Origin of the sequence: Streptomyces solicavernae (assembly GCF_029968095.1) — a bacterium.
Lineage (GTDB): Bacteria > Actinomycetota > Actinomycetes > Streptomycetales > Streptomycetaceae > Streptomyces > Streptomyces solicavernae.
This window is the reverse complement of record NZ_JASCIR010000042.1, coordinates 22730-38157: the sequence shown is the minus strand read 5'-3', so window position 1 is coordinate 38157 and position 15428 is coordinate 22730. Positions and strand designations below refer to the sequence as shown.

Sequence of the window (15428 nt, the reverse complement as noted above, 5' to 3'; positions counted from 1 at the left end):
TACGGAAGTTGACAGGACCGCTCCCGGGGCGCTGCACGAACAGCGCCCCGGGAGCTTCTGCGTGTGCGGTCCGTGCGTGGTCCGTGCGCGCTCCGTGCGTGGTCCGTGTGCGGGGCCTGCGTGCCGGGCGTAGCGTCGGCGCCATGAGCGAGACCGCAGCCGCGCCCGCGTCCCGGTCCCTGGCGCGCGCCCGGGAGATCGCCGACGACGTGCTGTTCCCCGCGGCCCTGGAGGTCGACCGGGCCGACCGCGTCCCGCCGTCCCACCTGGACCTGCTCGCCGCCGAGGGCTTCTACGGGCTGGCCGCGCCGGAGGATCTGGCCACCCTGGACCTGCCCGACTACCCGGCCGTGTTCCAGGCCGTGGCGGAGCTGGCCGGGGGCTGCCTGACGACCGCCTTCGTGTGGGTGCAGCACCACGGCGCCGTGATGGCCCTCGGCGAGACGGCCAACGACGCGCTGCGCGCGGACCACCTGCCCGACCTCGTGGCCGGGCGCCGCCGCGCCGGGCTCGCGGTCGGCGCGGCGGTGCGGCCGGGCCCGCCGCTGGTGCGGGCCGAGCGGGCGGACGGCGGCTGGCTCTTCGACGGCGAGGCCCCGTGGGTGACCGGCTGGGGCATGGTCGACACGCTGTACGCCGCGGGCCGCGACGCCGACGACGTCATCGTCTGGGCCCTCCTGGACGCCGAACAGCGCGCCGGCCTGTCCGCCGGGCCCGTCCTCGACCTGGTCGCCGTCCAGGCGAGCCGGACGGTGACCCTGCGGTTCGACCGGCACTTCGTGCCCGACGGGCGGGTACTCGGCACCGTCCCGCAGCGCGAGCACCTGAAGGGCGACGCCGAGTCGGTGCGGTTCACCGGCGCCCTGTCCCTCGGCCTCGCCGAGCGCGCGACCGGCCTGCTGCGGGGCGACGCGGGCGCACTCCCCGACGAGCTCGACGAGGTCCGCGCCCGGCTCCTGAGCGTCGAGCCCGAGCAGGTCCCGGAGGCCCGCGCGGCCGCCGCGGAGCTGGCGTTGCGGGCGGCGTCCGCCTGCGCCGTCGCCCACGGCAGCCGCTCCGTCCTGCTCCAGGAGCACGCCCAGCGCCTGGTCCGCGAGGCCACGTTCCTGCTCCTCTTCGGCTCCCGCCCCGGCATCCGCACGGCCCTCCTGGACCGGCTCACGCACCCCGCCCAGGGCCTGTCCCGCAAAGACCGGGGAGACGCCCCCTAGCCGCACGCACGCAAGGGGCCGCGCACCGGACATCCGGCGCGCGGCCCCTCGTACGTACGGGCCGATCCGCTCACTCGTCGCTGACGGTGACCTTCTCGTCGTTCTTGAGCTGGCCGACCAGCTTCTCCAGCTTGGCCTTGTCCCAGACCAGGTTGCCGTTGACGCTGCCGGAGGTCGGCATGTTCATCGACTTGCCCTCGCCGCCCGAGACGTTCTTCATCGCCCAGAACATCTCGGCCAGGTCGAACAGGCTCATGTCCTTGTCCACGATCAGCGTGTCCAGGCCCGCGCTCATCGTCGGGTAGAGCTTGAACGGGTTGATGACCGTCGACGGGGTGGCCGTCTGGTTGGCGAGCGCGGAGAGGAACTTCTGCTGGTTCTTGGTGCGGTCCAGGTCGCCGCCGGCCAGGCCGTAGCGCTGCCGGACGAAGGCCAGGGCCTGCTCGCCGTTCATGGTGTGCGTGCCGGGCTCGAAGTCCGCGCCGGACTTCTTGTCCTTCATCCGCTGCTCGACCTCGATCTCCACGCCGCCGACCGCGTCCACGATCTTGGCGAAGCCGCCGAAGCCGATCTCCGCGTAGTGGTCGATCTTCAGGCCGGTGTTGTGCTCGACGGTACGGACCAGGAGCTCCGGGCCGTCCTCGGAGTACGCGGCGTTCAGCTTGGTGGTGCGGCCGGTCGCCGGGTACTTCTTGCCGGAGTCCGAGCCGACGTAGGACGGTATCTCCACGTTGGAGTCGCGCGGCAGCGAGATCAGAGTGTCGCCGCCTGAACCGGTGTGCAGGATCATCATCGAGTCCGTACGGCCCGTGCCCTCGCCCGCGGAGCCGGTGTGCAGCCGCTTCTTGTCCTCGGCGGTCATGCCCTCGCGGCTGTCGGAGCCGACGATCAGATAGTTCGTGCCGTCGCCCGCCTCGGGCCGCTCGATCACCTTGGCCAGGTCGACCTCGCCCTTGAGCTGCGAGTCGGCCCAGAAGTACGTGCCGACGCCCCAGACCAGGACGACGACCAGGAGCGTGACGAGGATCCGCTTGAACCGGCGGCCCCGGCTCGGTGCCGGGCGGGTGTCGTAGCGGTCGTCGTAGTAGCGGTCGTCGTAGTAGCCGTCGTCGCCGCCCCGGCCGCGACCGCCACGGCCGCCGCCGTAGACCTGGCCCTCGCTGTAACCGTCGTCGTAGCCGTACCCCTGCTGCTGGGGCACGGCGGCCCTCGGCGGGGCGGCGGGGGGACGCGGGGCGGCGCCGCGCTGGACGTGGCGCATCGTGCGGGCGCCTTCCGGCCGCGGGCTTGCACTGCCGCGTCCGTACCCCTGGTCTCGGTTGGGCCAGTCATTCATACGCACCAGTGTGCAGGGCTCGCCAAGGCGCCCGACAAGGCCCCGTGGGGGTTCCGGGCCAGGCTGTTGCAGAGCTGATGCAAAGCGGCCCGGCATAAGGTGGACGGCATGACAGACCAGGCCCGTCACCCGCAGGCGGCGATTCCGGGCAAGCCGACCGCGGCTTCCCGCACCACGCTGAGCCACATCATGACCCACAACGACACCAACCTCCTGGGGACGGTGCACGGCGGCGTGATCATGAAACTCGTCGACGACGCGGCGGGCGCCGTGGCCGGCCGACACTCCGGCGGGCCCGCGGTGACGGCCTCCATGGACGAGATGGTCTTCCTTGAGCCGGTCAGGGTCGGCGACCTCGTCCATGTGAAGGCCCAGGTCAACTGGACGGGGCGCACCTCGATGGAGGTCGGCGTCCGCGTCCTCGCCGAGCGCTGGAACGAGTCGACCCCGGCCCAGCAGGTCGGCTCCGCCTACCTGGTGTTCGCCGCCGTCGACGCGGACGGCAAGCCGCGGATGGTGCCTGAGGTCCTGCCGGAGACGGGACGCGACAAGCGGCGGTACCAGGAGGCGCAGATCCGGCGTACGCACCGGCTTGCGCGACGCCGAGCGATCAAGGAGCTGCGCGATCGGCGGGCGGCGGAGGGGATCGAGGACTGATCGAGGACTGATCGAGGACTAATCGAGGACTGGGGGGAGACGCCCCCGAGCCGGAGGGGCGGGGGCTCACTTGTCCCCGCACACCACCTGGTCCCCCTTGGCCACCCCCAACTCGCCCTGGTACGGATCCTCCGCGCGGACGCGCCGTACGCCCTTGTAGTCCGCCCCGGCGATCACCTTCAGGAGCGAGCCCTGGCCCTTGACCGGCTTGAGCTGCGCGCCGGGCAGCGCCGCGGCCAGGGACTTCGCCGAGCGGTCCCAGCGCGGGTCGTACGCCACCACCGTCCGCAGCACGTTCGGCTTCGGGGCCGAGACCGGCGCGCCGGAGGTGCGGAAGCCGGTCCCGCGCAGCGCCTTGTCGACCTTCCGGCCGAGGCCCTTGACCTTCGTGCCGTTCACCACCTGCACCCGGATCTGCTGCGGCGCCACATCCACCGCCAGCGCCTTCGGCTTGCGCACCTTGTAGGGGGCGAGCGGCCGGTCCTCGCGCAGGGCCTGGAACAGCTTCGCCGACTTCTTCGGGTCCCACTTGAGCGTCGAGCCGATGCCCGGCACCTTGTGGCCCATCTTGCCGATCGGCACCGAGGTGAACTCCGACGACGCCGGGGTGAAGTTCCGCATCGCCCGGCCGAGGTCCAGCATCTCGTTCGTGCCGAAGCTGCGGTCCGCGCGCACCGAGCCGAGCACCGTCTGCGTCACGTTGCGGAACTTGACCGGGTTGAGCAGCACCCCGGACGACGTCGCCTTATCGATCATCGCCGCGATGAACCGCTGCTGACGCTGCATCCGGCCGAGGTCCGCGGCCCCGTCGATGTGCCGCGAGCGCACGTACTGCAGCGCCTGCCCGCCGTTCAGCCGGTGCCTGCCCGCGGGCAGGTCGAGACCCGTGTGCGAGTCCTTCAGCGGCCCGACCGTGCAGATCTCCACGCCGCCGAGCACGTCCACGGTCTTCATGAAGCTGGTGAAGTCCACCTCCAGATAGTGGTCGATCTTCACCTTCGTCATGTGCTCGACGGTGCGCACCGTGAGCTTCGGCCCGCCCTCCGCGTATGCCGCGTTCAGCTTGATCGGGTGCGTGTGGTGCTTCTCGCCGGAGGTCCGGTCGGTGTGCGTGGGGGCCTCCGCGTACGAGTCGCGCGGCAGGCTCACGATGCTGGCCCGGTCCCGGTCCTCCGAGATGTGCACGATCATGATCGTGTCCGTGCAGCGGCAGGGCGCGCCCCCGAGCCGGTACTTCTCGCGCTCCGCCTCGGTGATCTTGTCCCGGCCGTCGGTGCCGACGAGCAGGATGTTCATGCCGTCGCCGGCCGAGGGGCGGTTCTTCATGTCCTTGAACGGGTCCACCCGCGCGATCCCGCCGTCCAGGCCGGTGACCAGCGCGTGCCCGATGCCGGCGGCGCCGAGCACCACCATCGACAGCGTCGTGGCCGCCCGCATGGCCCACCGCGGCTTCGCCTGCTGCCGTCGCCGCGCGCGGGACGGCTGCTGCGCCTGCGGCCGTGGCCTCTGCCGGGGCGGGCGGGCAGGTTGGCGGGGCGGTTGGGGCACGCGGGACACCTCCGCGGAACGGGCGCAAGAACGCGTGCAACCGTATTCCGATACGAAATGCGGCCCGGGGCAGCGACCCGGATGGCGCGCGTCCGTGTCCCCCGTTCGCGGTAACGTGACGCCTGATGAGCGAGAAAATCCAGCAGTCCGCCGTGCAGCACCCGGCGGTATCGGTGATCATGCCCGTCCTCAACGAGGAGCGGCACCTGCGGCACGCGGTCGAGGCGATCCTCCAGCAGGAGTACGCCGGCGAGATGGAGGTCGTCGTCGCCCTCGGCCCGTCCACGGACCGTACCGACGAGATCGCCGCTCAGCTGGTCGCCGAGGACCCGAGGGTCAAGACGGTGCCCAATCCGACAGGGCGTACGCCCGCGGCACTGAACGCCGCGATCAAGGCGTCCAGGCACCCCGTCGTCGTCCGCGTCGACGGACACGGCATGCTCTCCGCGAACTACATCGCGACCGCCGTCCGCCTCCTGGAGGAGACGGGCGCGCAGAACGTCGGCGGCCTGATGTTCGCCGAGGGCGAGAACGACTGGGAGCACGCGGTCGCCGCCGCCATGACCTCGAAGATCGGCGTCGGCAACGCCGCCTTCCACACGGGTGGGGAGGCGCAGCAGGCCGAGACGGTCTACCTCGGTGTCTTCCGCCGCGAGGCCCTGGAGCAGCAGGCCGGGTACAACGAGGAGTTCATCCGCGCCCAGGACTGGGAGCTGAACTTCCGCATCCGCGAGGCCGGCGGTCTGATCTGGTTCTCGCCCGAGCTGAAGGTCTCGTACCGCCCGCGGCCGAGCGTCAAGGCGCTCGCCAAGCAGTACAAGGACTACGGGCGCTGGCGGCACGTCGTCGCCCGGTACCACGAGGGCTCCATCAACCTGCGCTATCTCGCGCCGCCGACCGCCGTGTGCGCCATCGCCGCGGGCACCGTCGTGGGCGCGCTGCTCACGCCGTGGGGCTTCGTGATCCCCGGTGGCTATCTCGCGGCGATCGCCGCGGGGTCGGTGCCTGCGGGCAAGGGGCTGCCGCTGAAGGCGCGGGCGCAGATCCCCGTGGCGCTCGCGACCATGCACATGTCGTGGGGCTGGGGCTTCCTGACCAGCCCGCGCTCGCTGGCCAAGAAGGTCATCGCCTCGCGCCGCCCGGCGGTCCTCAAGCAGGCCTGAGCCCGCCCTTGCCCTGAGCCCGGACTTCCCTGCTACCAGGTGAAGTTCGGGTTCACGTGCATACAGGCATCGTCGTCCGCGCCGTTCATGGGGTCGGCGGACTCCGGCGTCCTGTCGTCCTTCGGAGCGGGCTTCGGCGGTACGTCGCCGGTGCGCCAGTCGGCGCCCACGTACAGCGTGACGCCGGTGACCTCCCTGGACTCCTCGACCGAACTCAGCGGCAGACCGAGGGACTTGGCGACCGCCTGCGCGTCCCCCTCAAGGTCGGCGCTGGGGAAGCGGATCACCGTACGCTCCTGCCGCGGCAGCTGCGACCCGTCCGCGGCCGCCCGCGCGTACCCCTTGCCCTGCAACAGCGCCACCAGGGCCGAGGCCCGGCCCGGCACCGATGCGGTGGTGGGTGTCGCGGTGCCGTTGACGACCAGGACACCGATCTCGCCGGGCTCCGCCGCCGGGTCGTCGGAGACCTGCGCGGACTCGTCCGGCTTCTCCTCCGGTTCCTTCTCCGGCTCCTTCTCCCGCTTCTTCTTGTCCTTGCCGTCGAGCGCCACGTCGTCCCGTACGAGCCGGAACAGCTGCTCCGCGTCGCCGGGCTTCGGCTGGACGCGGGCGCCCACGTATTCGTACGGCATCGTCGTCATGGTGATGCGCTCCGGCGGTACGCGCTTCAGCTCGTTCGAGAGGTCGTAGAGCTTCTTGACGGTGTCGAGGCCCTCGTCGACCTCCAGGGCCGAGGTGGCCTCCTCGGCGAGTCTGCGGAGCTTGCCCGGGTTGCTCAGGGTGGCGTTCTCGCGCAGCTCCCGGACCATCGCGTTCATGTACATGTGCTGGGCCTTGGCGCGGGCGATGTCGCTGCCGTCCTCGAAGCCGTACCGGGTGCGCAGCCACTGCAGGGCCTGCTCGCCCTGGATGTACGTCGTGCCCTTCTCCAGCTTCAGGCCCGAGCCCTTGCCGCCGGCGGTGCGGGAGTGGATGTTGGCGTCCACGCAGACCGGCACGCCGCCGATCGCGTCCGCCATGGACACCACCCCGGCGAAGTCGACCACCATGAAGTGATTGATGTGAATGCCTGTCAGCTTCTCCCAGGCGAGCACTGTGCAGCCCGGACCGCCGCGCCCCAGGCTGGTGTTGGTCATCACACGGCCCTGCGTCGCCGGGTAGACCTTGCCGCTGTCGGGGTCGGTGCACTCGGGCAGCTGCACCAGGGTGTCGCGGGGCATGCTGATCACGGACATGTTGGTGCGGTCCGCGGAGAGGTGGAGCAGCATCTGTACGTCCGCGAGGGGCGTGGCGTTGAACGTCTCCTTTGCGCCGCCCAGCTTCTGGTTCTCGGCGTTGTCCCGGGCGTCGGAGCCGATCAGCAGGATGTTGAGCGGGGTCTGCCCGGCGGCGTTGGGCGTGGCCTCGGGGGCCCGGTCGCCGTCCGGCATCGGGGTGGTGGCGATGTTGCCGTTGAGGTGCTCGTAGTAGAGGTAACCGGCGCCGGCCGTGCCGAGTATCAGTACGGCGAGGACGATCGCGACCCAGCGCAGCGCGCGGCGGCCCTTGCGGCGGGCCGGGGTTGTCGGGATTCCGGTTCCGGCGGCCTTGCGGCCCCCCGACCGCTCCCGCCTGTCACCGTCAGGGCTGGTGCTGTTCTCGCCCTCGGCTCCCTGCTCGTACAGGCTCTCGTCCCAGCCCAGTTCGTCGGCGTCGCGCGGACGTGGGACCGTGCCCTCTCTTCGCGCGCTGTCCTGCCTCATGCCCCGGCCCCTCCCCGTTCCCGGCCCCTCCCGGCCCGGCCCGGTGCGGGGCGGGGCCGGGGTGGAGCGCGGGTGCTACCAGGTCTACTTCGCGCAGACCGCCTTGTCCGCCTCGACCTTCTGGATTCCCTCCGGTGCCTTCGACGGAGCGGAAATGGGCGTTCCGGCCTCTTCGAAGTCGTCGCCGAGGACGAGCTTGATCGCCGGTAGGCCCTGAGAGTTCTCCTCGCTCTTGCCCGGCTTCATGGCGGAGGCGGGCAGACCCATGATGTCGGCGAGCCTGCGGGCCTGGTCGGCCTGGTCCGGGGCGTACTCCAGGGTCGTCTTGGCCTGCTTCTCGGGCGCGTTGCCCAACTGGCTGGACTTCAGGACGCCTTGTTCGGTCTGCAGCCAGGTGACCGTGGACTGTGCGGCGCCCGCGGTGTCCGAGCCGTTGTAGATGTTGACGCGCACCTCGGAGGCGGCGGACTTCGGTCCCTTGAGGCGGGCCTGCTCTTCCTTCTTCTTCTGCTCCTTCACCTCGGTGAGCGACTTGTCCGCGCGCAACATCGCGAACAGCGGCTTCGCCTTGGCCTCGTCGAGCAGCACGGTCGCGCCGTCGGTGTTGTCCACGACCGGCGTGGTGACGAACGAGATGTTCTTCAGGTCGGCCTTGCCGAGCTCGATTCCCAGGTCCGTGAGCTTGTTCAGGTCGGAGATCTTGGAGTCGACGGTGAGCGCCTTGGTGGCGGCCTCGGCCAGGTCCAGCATCTTGCTCGGGCTGGTCAGCGTGTCGTTCGACTTCATCTTCCGCATCAGCGAGGTGAGGAACTGCTGCTGCAGCTTGATGCGGTCGAGGTCGCCGCCGAAGCCCACCGCGTGCCGGGTGCGGACGAACGCGAGCGCGTCGTCACCCTTCAGCAGGTGCTCGCCCTTCGGCAGATTCAGGTGCGACTTGGGGTCGTTGATGTCCTTGGCGAGGCAGATCGGCACACCGCCGACGGCCGTGGACAGCGTCTTCACCGCGTTGAAGTCGGCCACCATGAAGTGGTCGATCTTGATGCCGGTGATCTCCGTGACCGTACGCATCGTGCAGCTCGGGGTGCGCCCGCTCTGGCCGAGGCTCTCGTTGAAGCGGGTCTGGCTGGTGCCCGGGATGGTCTTCTTCGAGCCGTCGGCCTGGGTGGTCGGGCAGTCCGGGATGTCCGTGATCATGTCGCGCGGAATGCTCAACGCGGTCGTGTTCGTACGGTCCTTGGAGACGTGCAGCAGGATCGTGGTGTCCGCGTGCCCGGCGCTGCCGGCGTCGCCGTAGCCCTCGTTGCCCTTGCCGGTGCGCTTGTCCGTACCGATGAGCAGGACGTTGATCGGGCGGTCCGCGCTGAAGCCGCCGGTGCCCGCGCCGTCGTCGTCGATGGCGGTGATGTTGTCGTTCAGGTGCTGCCAGTACAGGTATCCGGCGGTCAGCGCGACGACCAGGAGCACCGCCACGGTGCCGAGGCCCCACTTGAGGGCCCGTTTGGCCTTGGACGCCTTCGGCTTGGGGCGGCGCCGGCCGGTGCTCGGCGGCCCGCTCTCCTCGGGCCGGCCCCGGCCCCGGCGCCTGCGCGGCCCCGGCACCTCAGGGCTCGGCGTCTCCTCGGCCTCCTCCGCATCCCTGGGACGACGGGGGCCGGGAGTCCGGCCACCGAGGCCACCGGGTCCACCGGGTCGGCCGGGTCCGCCAGGGCCACCGGGTCGCGGTCCGTCGGGTACGTCCGGGCCCTTCGGTCCTACGGGGCCGCTCGGGGCGCCCGGACCGTTCGGCACGACGGGACCGGCGGGACCGGCGGGACCGGCAGGACCGGCAGGACCCACGGGGCCACCGGCCGTCGGGAAGCGGCGGGTCGACGGCGCGAAGCGGGGGTGCTCACCGGCCGCCGGGCCCTCGGGGGCCGACGATCTCCGGGGCGACGGAATACCCGACGATTGCCCTGCGGAGGGGCTCAGTCGCAGTTCGTAGTCGCCGGTCTGCGGGTTGAGTACCCACTGGTCTGCGGGGTCGATGTTCTCCGCCCGCCCACGGCCTTGCGCGTCCACGGTTGCTTGAGTCCTCCGTCGGGGCCACGCGGCGCCTCCCCCTCCAAAGGCGCCCGGTCATACGTACGCGGTGCGCGGCCAACGAGTGGCCGGACGCACCGGATCGCTCACGCTATCCGACCAGTTCAGCGCCCGGCGACGGCCGTGACACATTCCACGTCCCTACAACTGGGCAATACGGGCCTTAACCGGCCCCGTTCGCTGCCGTTCGGTGACGTACTTGGTGACGGTTTTACTCACAACTCGTTCCGGCGGCGGTGTTTCCCCGGAAGGTGGGCGCGGGGCTCGGCGTGTGCGTCGGCTCGTCGGACCCGTCGTCGTCCGACCCCTTCTCGCGGCCCTCCGCGTCCGCGTCCCGCGGCGTCACCTCGACGGGCACGTCGTTCCGCAGCCGGTCGAACAGCCGCCCCGCGTCGGGCTGGACGAGCTCGTCCCGGTTGGGGTCGTCCGTGTACGAGCGGCGGGGGACCGTGAGGAATTGCACCTTCTCTGTGGGGATGTTGCGCATGCTGCGCACCAACTCGTACAAATCCGTCAATCCGGCCAGTGCGGGGTCCGTGGTGAGCGCCGAAGTGGCGGCGTCGAGCACCGGGTAGAGGCGTGTCGGGTTGAGCAGGACGCCGTTGCTCTTCACCTTGTTGACGAGCGCGCCGAGGAACTGCTGCTGGCGGTCCATGCGTTCGGTGTCGCTGCCGTCGCCGAGGGACTTGCGGGCGCGTACGTAGCCGAGTGCCTGTTCGCCGTTGAGCTTCTGCCGGCCGGCCTTGAGCTTCAGCTTGGCGCCCTTGTCGTTGATGGGCTCCTTGAGGCAGACCTCGACCCCGTCCACGGCGTCCACCATCTTCTTGAAGCCCTGGAAGTCCACGATCATGTGGTGGTCGATCCGGATCTCGGTGAGCTTCTCGACGGTACGGATCGTGCAGGCGGCCCCGCCGAACTGGAACGCCCAGTTGAACTGGGCGAGTTGGGGCTTGGTGCGGGAGCCGTCCTGCCTGCGGCAGCCGGGGATCTCCACCATCAGGTCGCGCGGCACGGACACGGCGGTCGCGCTCTGCCGGTCGGCGGCGAGGTGCAGCAGGATCGTGGTGTCCGAGCGCTGCGTGCCCGGGTCCCGGCCGTACGGGCGGTTGCCCTTCCCGGCGCGGGTGTCCGAGCCGATCAGCAGGATGTTCAGCGCGTCGTGCACGGTCGGCGCCGGCCGCTCCCGCTCGTACCGTTCCAACTCGGCGGCGGCGGAGGTGTCCTCGGTGATGTTGCCTTCGAGCTTCTTGTACAGACTCCAGCCGACGCCCGCGGCAGCCAGCACGGCCACGGCGAGGCCGAGTGCGGTCCAACGGAGCCAGTGGCGGGGGGGTTTGGGGGGCCTGTCCTCAGGCGGTGCGGTCTCAGGCGGTGCGGTCTCGGGGGGTGCGGTCTCGGGGGGTGCGTTTTGGGGCGGTGCGGTCTCGGGAGGTGCGTCCGGGTGTGGTTTCGCCTCGGGGGGTGCTGCCGGGCGTGGTTTCGCCTCGGGGGGTGCGCCCGCGGGCGGGGGTCGGCCGGGATCGGCCACCGCGTCGTCGGGCTCCGCGTCCGTGCCCTCCGCCGCCTGCCCGGCATCGCCTCCGTGACTCGCCTCAGACACGTCGTCGGCCGGCTGGTCCGGTTCGGCGGGGGTGCCTGCGGTGTCGGTCACGTCGTGGTCCACCCCTCGTGGCGTAGGCAGTGCAGCTGCGCTACGACCACCATGGCCCGGCGCGCCCCTCCGCCGCCTGCGGGCCGGGCTCCCACCTGCGCCGGACGGGTGGACTTTCGCGCATCTCGTCGTGCCCGAAAGGGGCGCGGGGAACTGCGCGACCAGCCACCACGGCGCAGCAGCCGACCGACAGCCGCTGCAAGCTTTCGGGAAGGGGCGGGGCGGGGCGGGGCGGGGGACAGGCCCTAGCTGACCGTGGCCGTGACCCGCTCGCTCTCGACCCGCTTCTCCAGGCCGTCCTGCGCCAGCCGGTCGAGGTGCCGGCAGAGCACGACCGACGCCCCCGCGGCGAGCGGTGCGAACAGCCCGGAGGACAGCCCCTCCCACGTACCGAAGGAGCGCCCGGAGAGCAGCCGGGACCCGGGCCCGAGCCCGAGTTCGCCCGCGTCGGCCCGGGCCCGCTGCACGACCTCCGCCCCCGTCAGCTCCGTACCGCCGACCGCCAGCGCGGGCCCCGCCGGGTCGACCGGCGCGTACGGCGCGAAGCGGTCGCCCTGGCTCGGGACCTCCACCGCGTAGTCCACGAACCCGGCGGGCGGCTGCGGGAAGCGGCCGCCGAGCGGGCGCAGGGCGAGGGCGACCCGCTCGCCGGAGCAGGCGCGGGCCGTGTCGAGGGAGTCGGGGCCGCTGACGACGAGGTCCGCGTCGGCCGCCGCGCCGCCCACGTCGGCGAGCACGCCGACCGAGGAGCAGGCGAGCAGCCACACCGCTGTCTGCCAGTGCGCGGGCAGCAGCAGCGCGAGCCGGTCGCCGGGCTCGGCGTTCAGCTCGTCCTGGAGCAGATTGGCCGTCTTGGCCACCCAATTGGCGAAGGTGGCGACGGACAATTCGACGCGTTCGCCGGTGGCGTCGTCGTAGAACGTCACGAGCGGGCGGGCCGGATCCTCGGCGAGCGCGGATCGCAGCAGGTCGGCGGGGGTGCGGTCGGTCGCGTTCACGGGCGTAAGCGTACGCGCAGCGGGCGGGGCGCGTCCGCCCGGCCGGCGCAGCGGAGGGGCCGGATCCGGGTCGACGGTCCGTCAGTTCCCTTCGGGAGGCGTGTATCCAAGTACGTCCCAGTACATCCCTGTGCATCACACAAAGTGCGGGTGTGTCCGTACTGCCGCACGATCGACGCCATGCGTGGATACCTTGCTTCCTCGATCGGCGTCGCCTGTGCGGCGGCCCTGGCCCTGCCGCTCGCCGCGCCGCAGGACGTACGGGCCGCGGTCGCCGCCCCGGCGGCGGAGTCCGCCGGTTCCGTGCCCGGCTCCACCCAGTCCCTTCCGCTGGGCCCGCTCACCTCCGACCGTGCCGCGGGCGGCGCCCCGGTGCAGGGGCTGACCCGTCGGGACGTACGGCCGTTCTCCCTGGTCGGCGTCGTCTGGGACGACCCGACCGCCGAACTGCACGGCCGCGTCCAGGTCCGCACCCGCGCCACCGGCACCGGCCGCTGGTCCGACTGGCAGGACGTGGACACCCACAACCAGGAGCACGCCGCCGACCTGGACAGTCCCGAGCGTGCCGGTGCGAAGCTGCGCGGCTCCACGGCGCCGCTGTGGGTCGGCGACTCGGACGGCGTGGAGATCCGGGTGGAGAGTGCCCCGGCGGAGCCCGCCACCGGGCACGACCACGCGGACCACGGCCCCGACCAGGCCCGGCAGGCCCCCGCCGGGCCTGGCGCCGGCACCGGAGCCACCGGAATCACGGTGCAGGTCTCCGCCCCCACGACCGCCGAACCTGCCACAACGGTCTTCGCGTCGCTGCCGGCCGGGCTTCGCCTCGAACTGGTCGACCCCGGCGACGACCCGCCCACCGCCTCCGGCCCGCAGGCCGACAGCGCTCAGGCTCCGGCGCTCAGCGCGGAGGGCGCGGCCGCCTCGGCGGTCAACGCGGACCTCGCCGGCCTCGGCGCGGCCGTGATCCCCGCGCTCACCAAGGAGCAGACCGAGAACGACCTGATGGAGTCCCGCGGCGTCGTCCAGGCCGCGGACTCCGCGCAGGCACGCCCGTACATCGGGCCGCGCCCGCGCATCGTCACCCGCAAGGGCTGGGGCGCGGACGAGAAGCTGCGCGAGAAGAACTTCGTCTACACCAAGACGGTCCGCGCGGCCTTCGTGCACCACAGCGCGACCGGCAACAACTACCGCTGCTCGCAGGCGCCTTCGCTGCTGCGCAGCATCTACCGCTACCACGTCAAGAGCAGCGGCTGGCGGGACCTCGGCTACAACTTCGCCGTCGACAAGTGCGGAAACATCTACGAAGGCCGTGCCGGAGGTGTGGCCAAACCGGTCATGGGGGCCCACACTCTCGGTTTCAACACCAACACCACGGGCATCGCGGTCCTCGGCACGTACAGCAAGACCAACCCGCCCAAGGCCGCGGTGAACGCCGTCGCGAAACTGACGGCGTGGAAGCTCGGCCTGCACGGCGGGAATCCGCGCGGCACGACGGTCATGACGTCGGGCGGCAGCAACCTGTACAAGAAGGGCACGGACGTCCGGCTCAACGTGATCTCCGGGCACCGGGACGGCTTCGCCACGGAGTGCCCCGGCGGGCGGCTCTACAGCAAGCTCGGCACGGCACGAAAGTCCTCGGCCCGCTACCAGGGCCGCTGAACCGCCCCGGCCGGGGCGGGGCGGGCCCGCCCCGCCCCGGCCGCAGGCCGCGTACCAACTGATCAGCAGACGTAACAACACGCACACAGACGCAACTGAAAACGCCCGTGAACGGTCTGCCTACACTGACCGGCCGGACCAGACCAGTCCGGACGCACCCGGACCCGACCAGTCCGGTGTACGAGACGGGCCCCGCCCCCGGCAGGAAGCAGAGGCGACAGGTGACAGAAGCGATCCTCCTGGTCGGCGGCAAGGGGACCCGGCTCAGGCCGCTCACCGTGCACACGCCGAAACCGATGGTCCCGGCCGCGGGAGTGCCGTTCCTCACACACCAGTTGGCGCGGGCGCGCGCGGCGGGCGTCGAACACATCGTGCTCGCCACGTCCTATCTGGCGGAGGTCTTCGAGCCGTACTTCGGCGACGGCTCGGAGCTCGGCCTGCACCTGGAGTACGTCACCGAGGTGGAGCCGCTCGGCACCGGCGGCGCCATCCGCAACGTCGCCTCGCGGCTGCACTCGGCGCCCGAGGACCCGGTGCTGATCTTCAACGGCGACATCCTGACCGGCCTGGACATCCGCGCCCTCGTCGCCACCCACGAGACCTCCGGCGCGGACGTCTCGCTGCACCTGACCCGCGTCGACGACCCGCGCGCGTACGGCCTCGTGCCCACCGACGGCACCGGCCGCGTCCAGGCGTTCCTGGAGAAGCCGCAGACGCCCGAGGAGATCGTCACCGACCAGATCAACGCGGGCGCGTACGTCTTCCGGCGCTCGGTGATCGACAGCATCCCCGAGGGCCGCCCGGTCTCCGTCGAGCGCGAGACCTTCCCCGAACTCCTCGCCTCCGGCGCGCATCTGCAGGGCATGGTCGACTCCACGTACTGGCTGGACCTCGGCACCCCGCAGGCCTTCGTACGCGGCTCCGCCGACCTCGTCCTCGGCCGCGCCCCCTCGCCCGCCGTGCCGGGCCGTCGCGGCGAGCGCCTCGTCCTGCCCACCGCCGAGGTCGCCGCCGACGCCAAGCTGACCGGCGGCACGGTCGTCGGCGCGGGCGCGGTGGTCGGCGCGGGCGCGCGGGTCTTCGGCAGTACGGTCCTGGACGGCGCGGTGGTCGAGCCCGGCGCCGACGTCACCGACTCGCTGATCGGCGCGGGCGCGCGCATCGGGGCCCGTACGGTGCTGTCGGGCGCCGTCGTGGGCGACGGGGCGCGGGTCGGCGCGGACAACGAGCTGCGCGACGGGGTCCGGGTGTGGTGCGGGGCGGAGCTGGCGGACGGCAGTGTGAGGTTCTCCTCGGACCAGTAGGACCCCGCTTTCCGGCGCCCGCGGTCCCGCCGAGGGCCTACGCTCGGTCCCGCTGTGGGCCTACGCTCGGTCCCGCCGAG

The 15428-nt window shown here is 71.8% G+C and carries 11 protein-coding genes; 5 read left to right on the top strand and 6 right to left on the bottom strand.

The window, feature by feature from the left end; translation table 11 throughout:
• Positions 1-143 precede the first annotated feature (143 nt).
• Positions 144-1211 (top strand): acyl-CoA dehydrogenase family protein, encoded by a 1068-nt coding sequence (locus QIS99_RS29205; protein ID WP_282516719.1) that lies wholly within the window; start codon positions 144-146, stop codon positions 1209-1211.
• Between the two features lie 70 nt (positions 1212-1281).
• Here the strand turns inward: QIS99_RS29205 and QIS99_RS29200 are convergent, their stop codons facing one another.
• Positions 1282-2547, bottom strand: a complete 1266-nt coding sequence (locus QIS99_RS29200; protein ID WP_282516718.1) for an LCP family protein — start codon at positions 2545-2547, stop codon at positions 1282-1284.
• Between the two features lie 108 nt (positions 2548-2655).
• Here QIS99_RS29200 and QIS99_RS29195 point away from each other — a divergent pair, with 108 nt between their 5' ends.
• Entirely contained in the window at positions 2656-3204 is a 549-nt protein-coding gene (locus QIS99_RS29195; protein WP_282516717.1) for an acyl-CoA thioesterase, read from the top strand.
• 66 nt (positions 3205-3270) lie between these two features.
• Here QIS99_RS29195 and QIS99_RS29190 read toward each other — a convergent pair whose 3' ends face one another.
• Entirely contained in the window at positions 3271-4752 is a 1482-nt protein-coding gene (locus tag QIS99_RS29190; RefSeq protein ID WP_456316504.1) for an LCP family protein, read from the bottom strand.
• A gap of 125 nt (positions 4753-4877) precedes the next feature.
• Here QIS99_RS29190 and QIS99_RS29185 point away from each other — a divergent pair, with 125 nt between their 5' ends.
• Entirely contained in the window at positions 4878-5915 is a 1038-nt protein-coding gene (locus QIS99_RS29185) for a glycosyltransferase family 2 protein (protein WP_282516716.1), read from the top strand.
• Positions 5916-5947: 32 nt separating this feature from the next.
• On the opposite strand, the gene QIS99_RS29180 is transcribed toward QIS99_RS29185, so the two are convergent.
• From QIS99_RS29180 to QIS99_RS29165, 4 genes are all read right to left on the bottom strand, one after another.
• Positions 5948-7657, bottom strand: coding sequence for an LCP family protein (locus tag QIS99_RS29180; protein ID WP_282516715.1), 1710 nt, complete (start codon positions 7655-7657; stop codon positions 5948-5950).
• Between the two features lie 84 nt (positions 7658-7741).
• Positions 7742-9715, bottom strand: coding sequence for an LCP family protein (locus tag QIS99_RS29175; protein ID WP_282516714.1), 1974 nt, complete (start codon positions 9713-9715; stop codon positions 7742-7744).
• Positions 9716-9947: 232 nt separating this feature from the next.
• Positions 9948-11387: an LCP family protein gene (locus tag QIS99_RS29170; protein WP_282516713.1), complete on the bottom strand. Its 1440-nt coding sequence runs from the start codon at positions 11385-11387 to the stop codon at positions 9948-9950.
• A gap of 245 nt (positions 11388-11632) precedes the next feature.
• Complete coding sequence (locus tag QIS99_RS29165; protein ID WP_282516712.1) at positions 11633-12385, bottom strand: TIGR03089 family protein; 753 nt, start codon at positions 12383-12385, stop codon at positions 11633-11635.
• Between the two features lie 180 nt (positions 12386-12565).
• On the opposite strand from QIS99_RS29165, the gene QIS99_RS29160 reads away from it, so the two are divergent.
• Positions 12566-14044: a peptidoglycan recognition protein family protein gene (locus QIS99_RS29160; RefSeq protein WP_282516711.1), complete on the top strand. Its 1479-nt coding sequence runs from the start codon at positions 12566-12568 to the stop codon at positions 14042-14044.
• Between the two features lie 221 nt (positions 14045-14265).
• A complete protein-coding gene (manB, locus tag QIS99_RS29155; RefSeq protein ID WP_282516710.1) occupies positions 14266-15348 on the top strand; it encodes a mannose-1-phosphate guanylyltransferase in 1083 nt (360 codons plus the stop codon).
• Positions 15349-15428 lie beyond the last annotated feature (80 nt).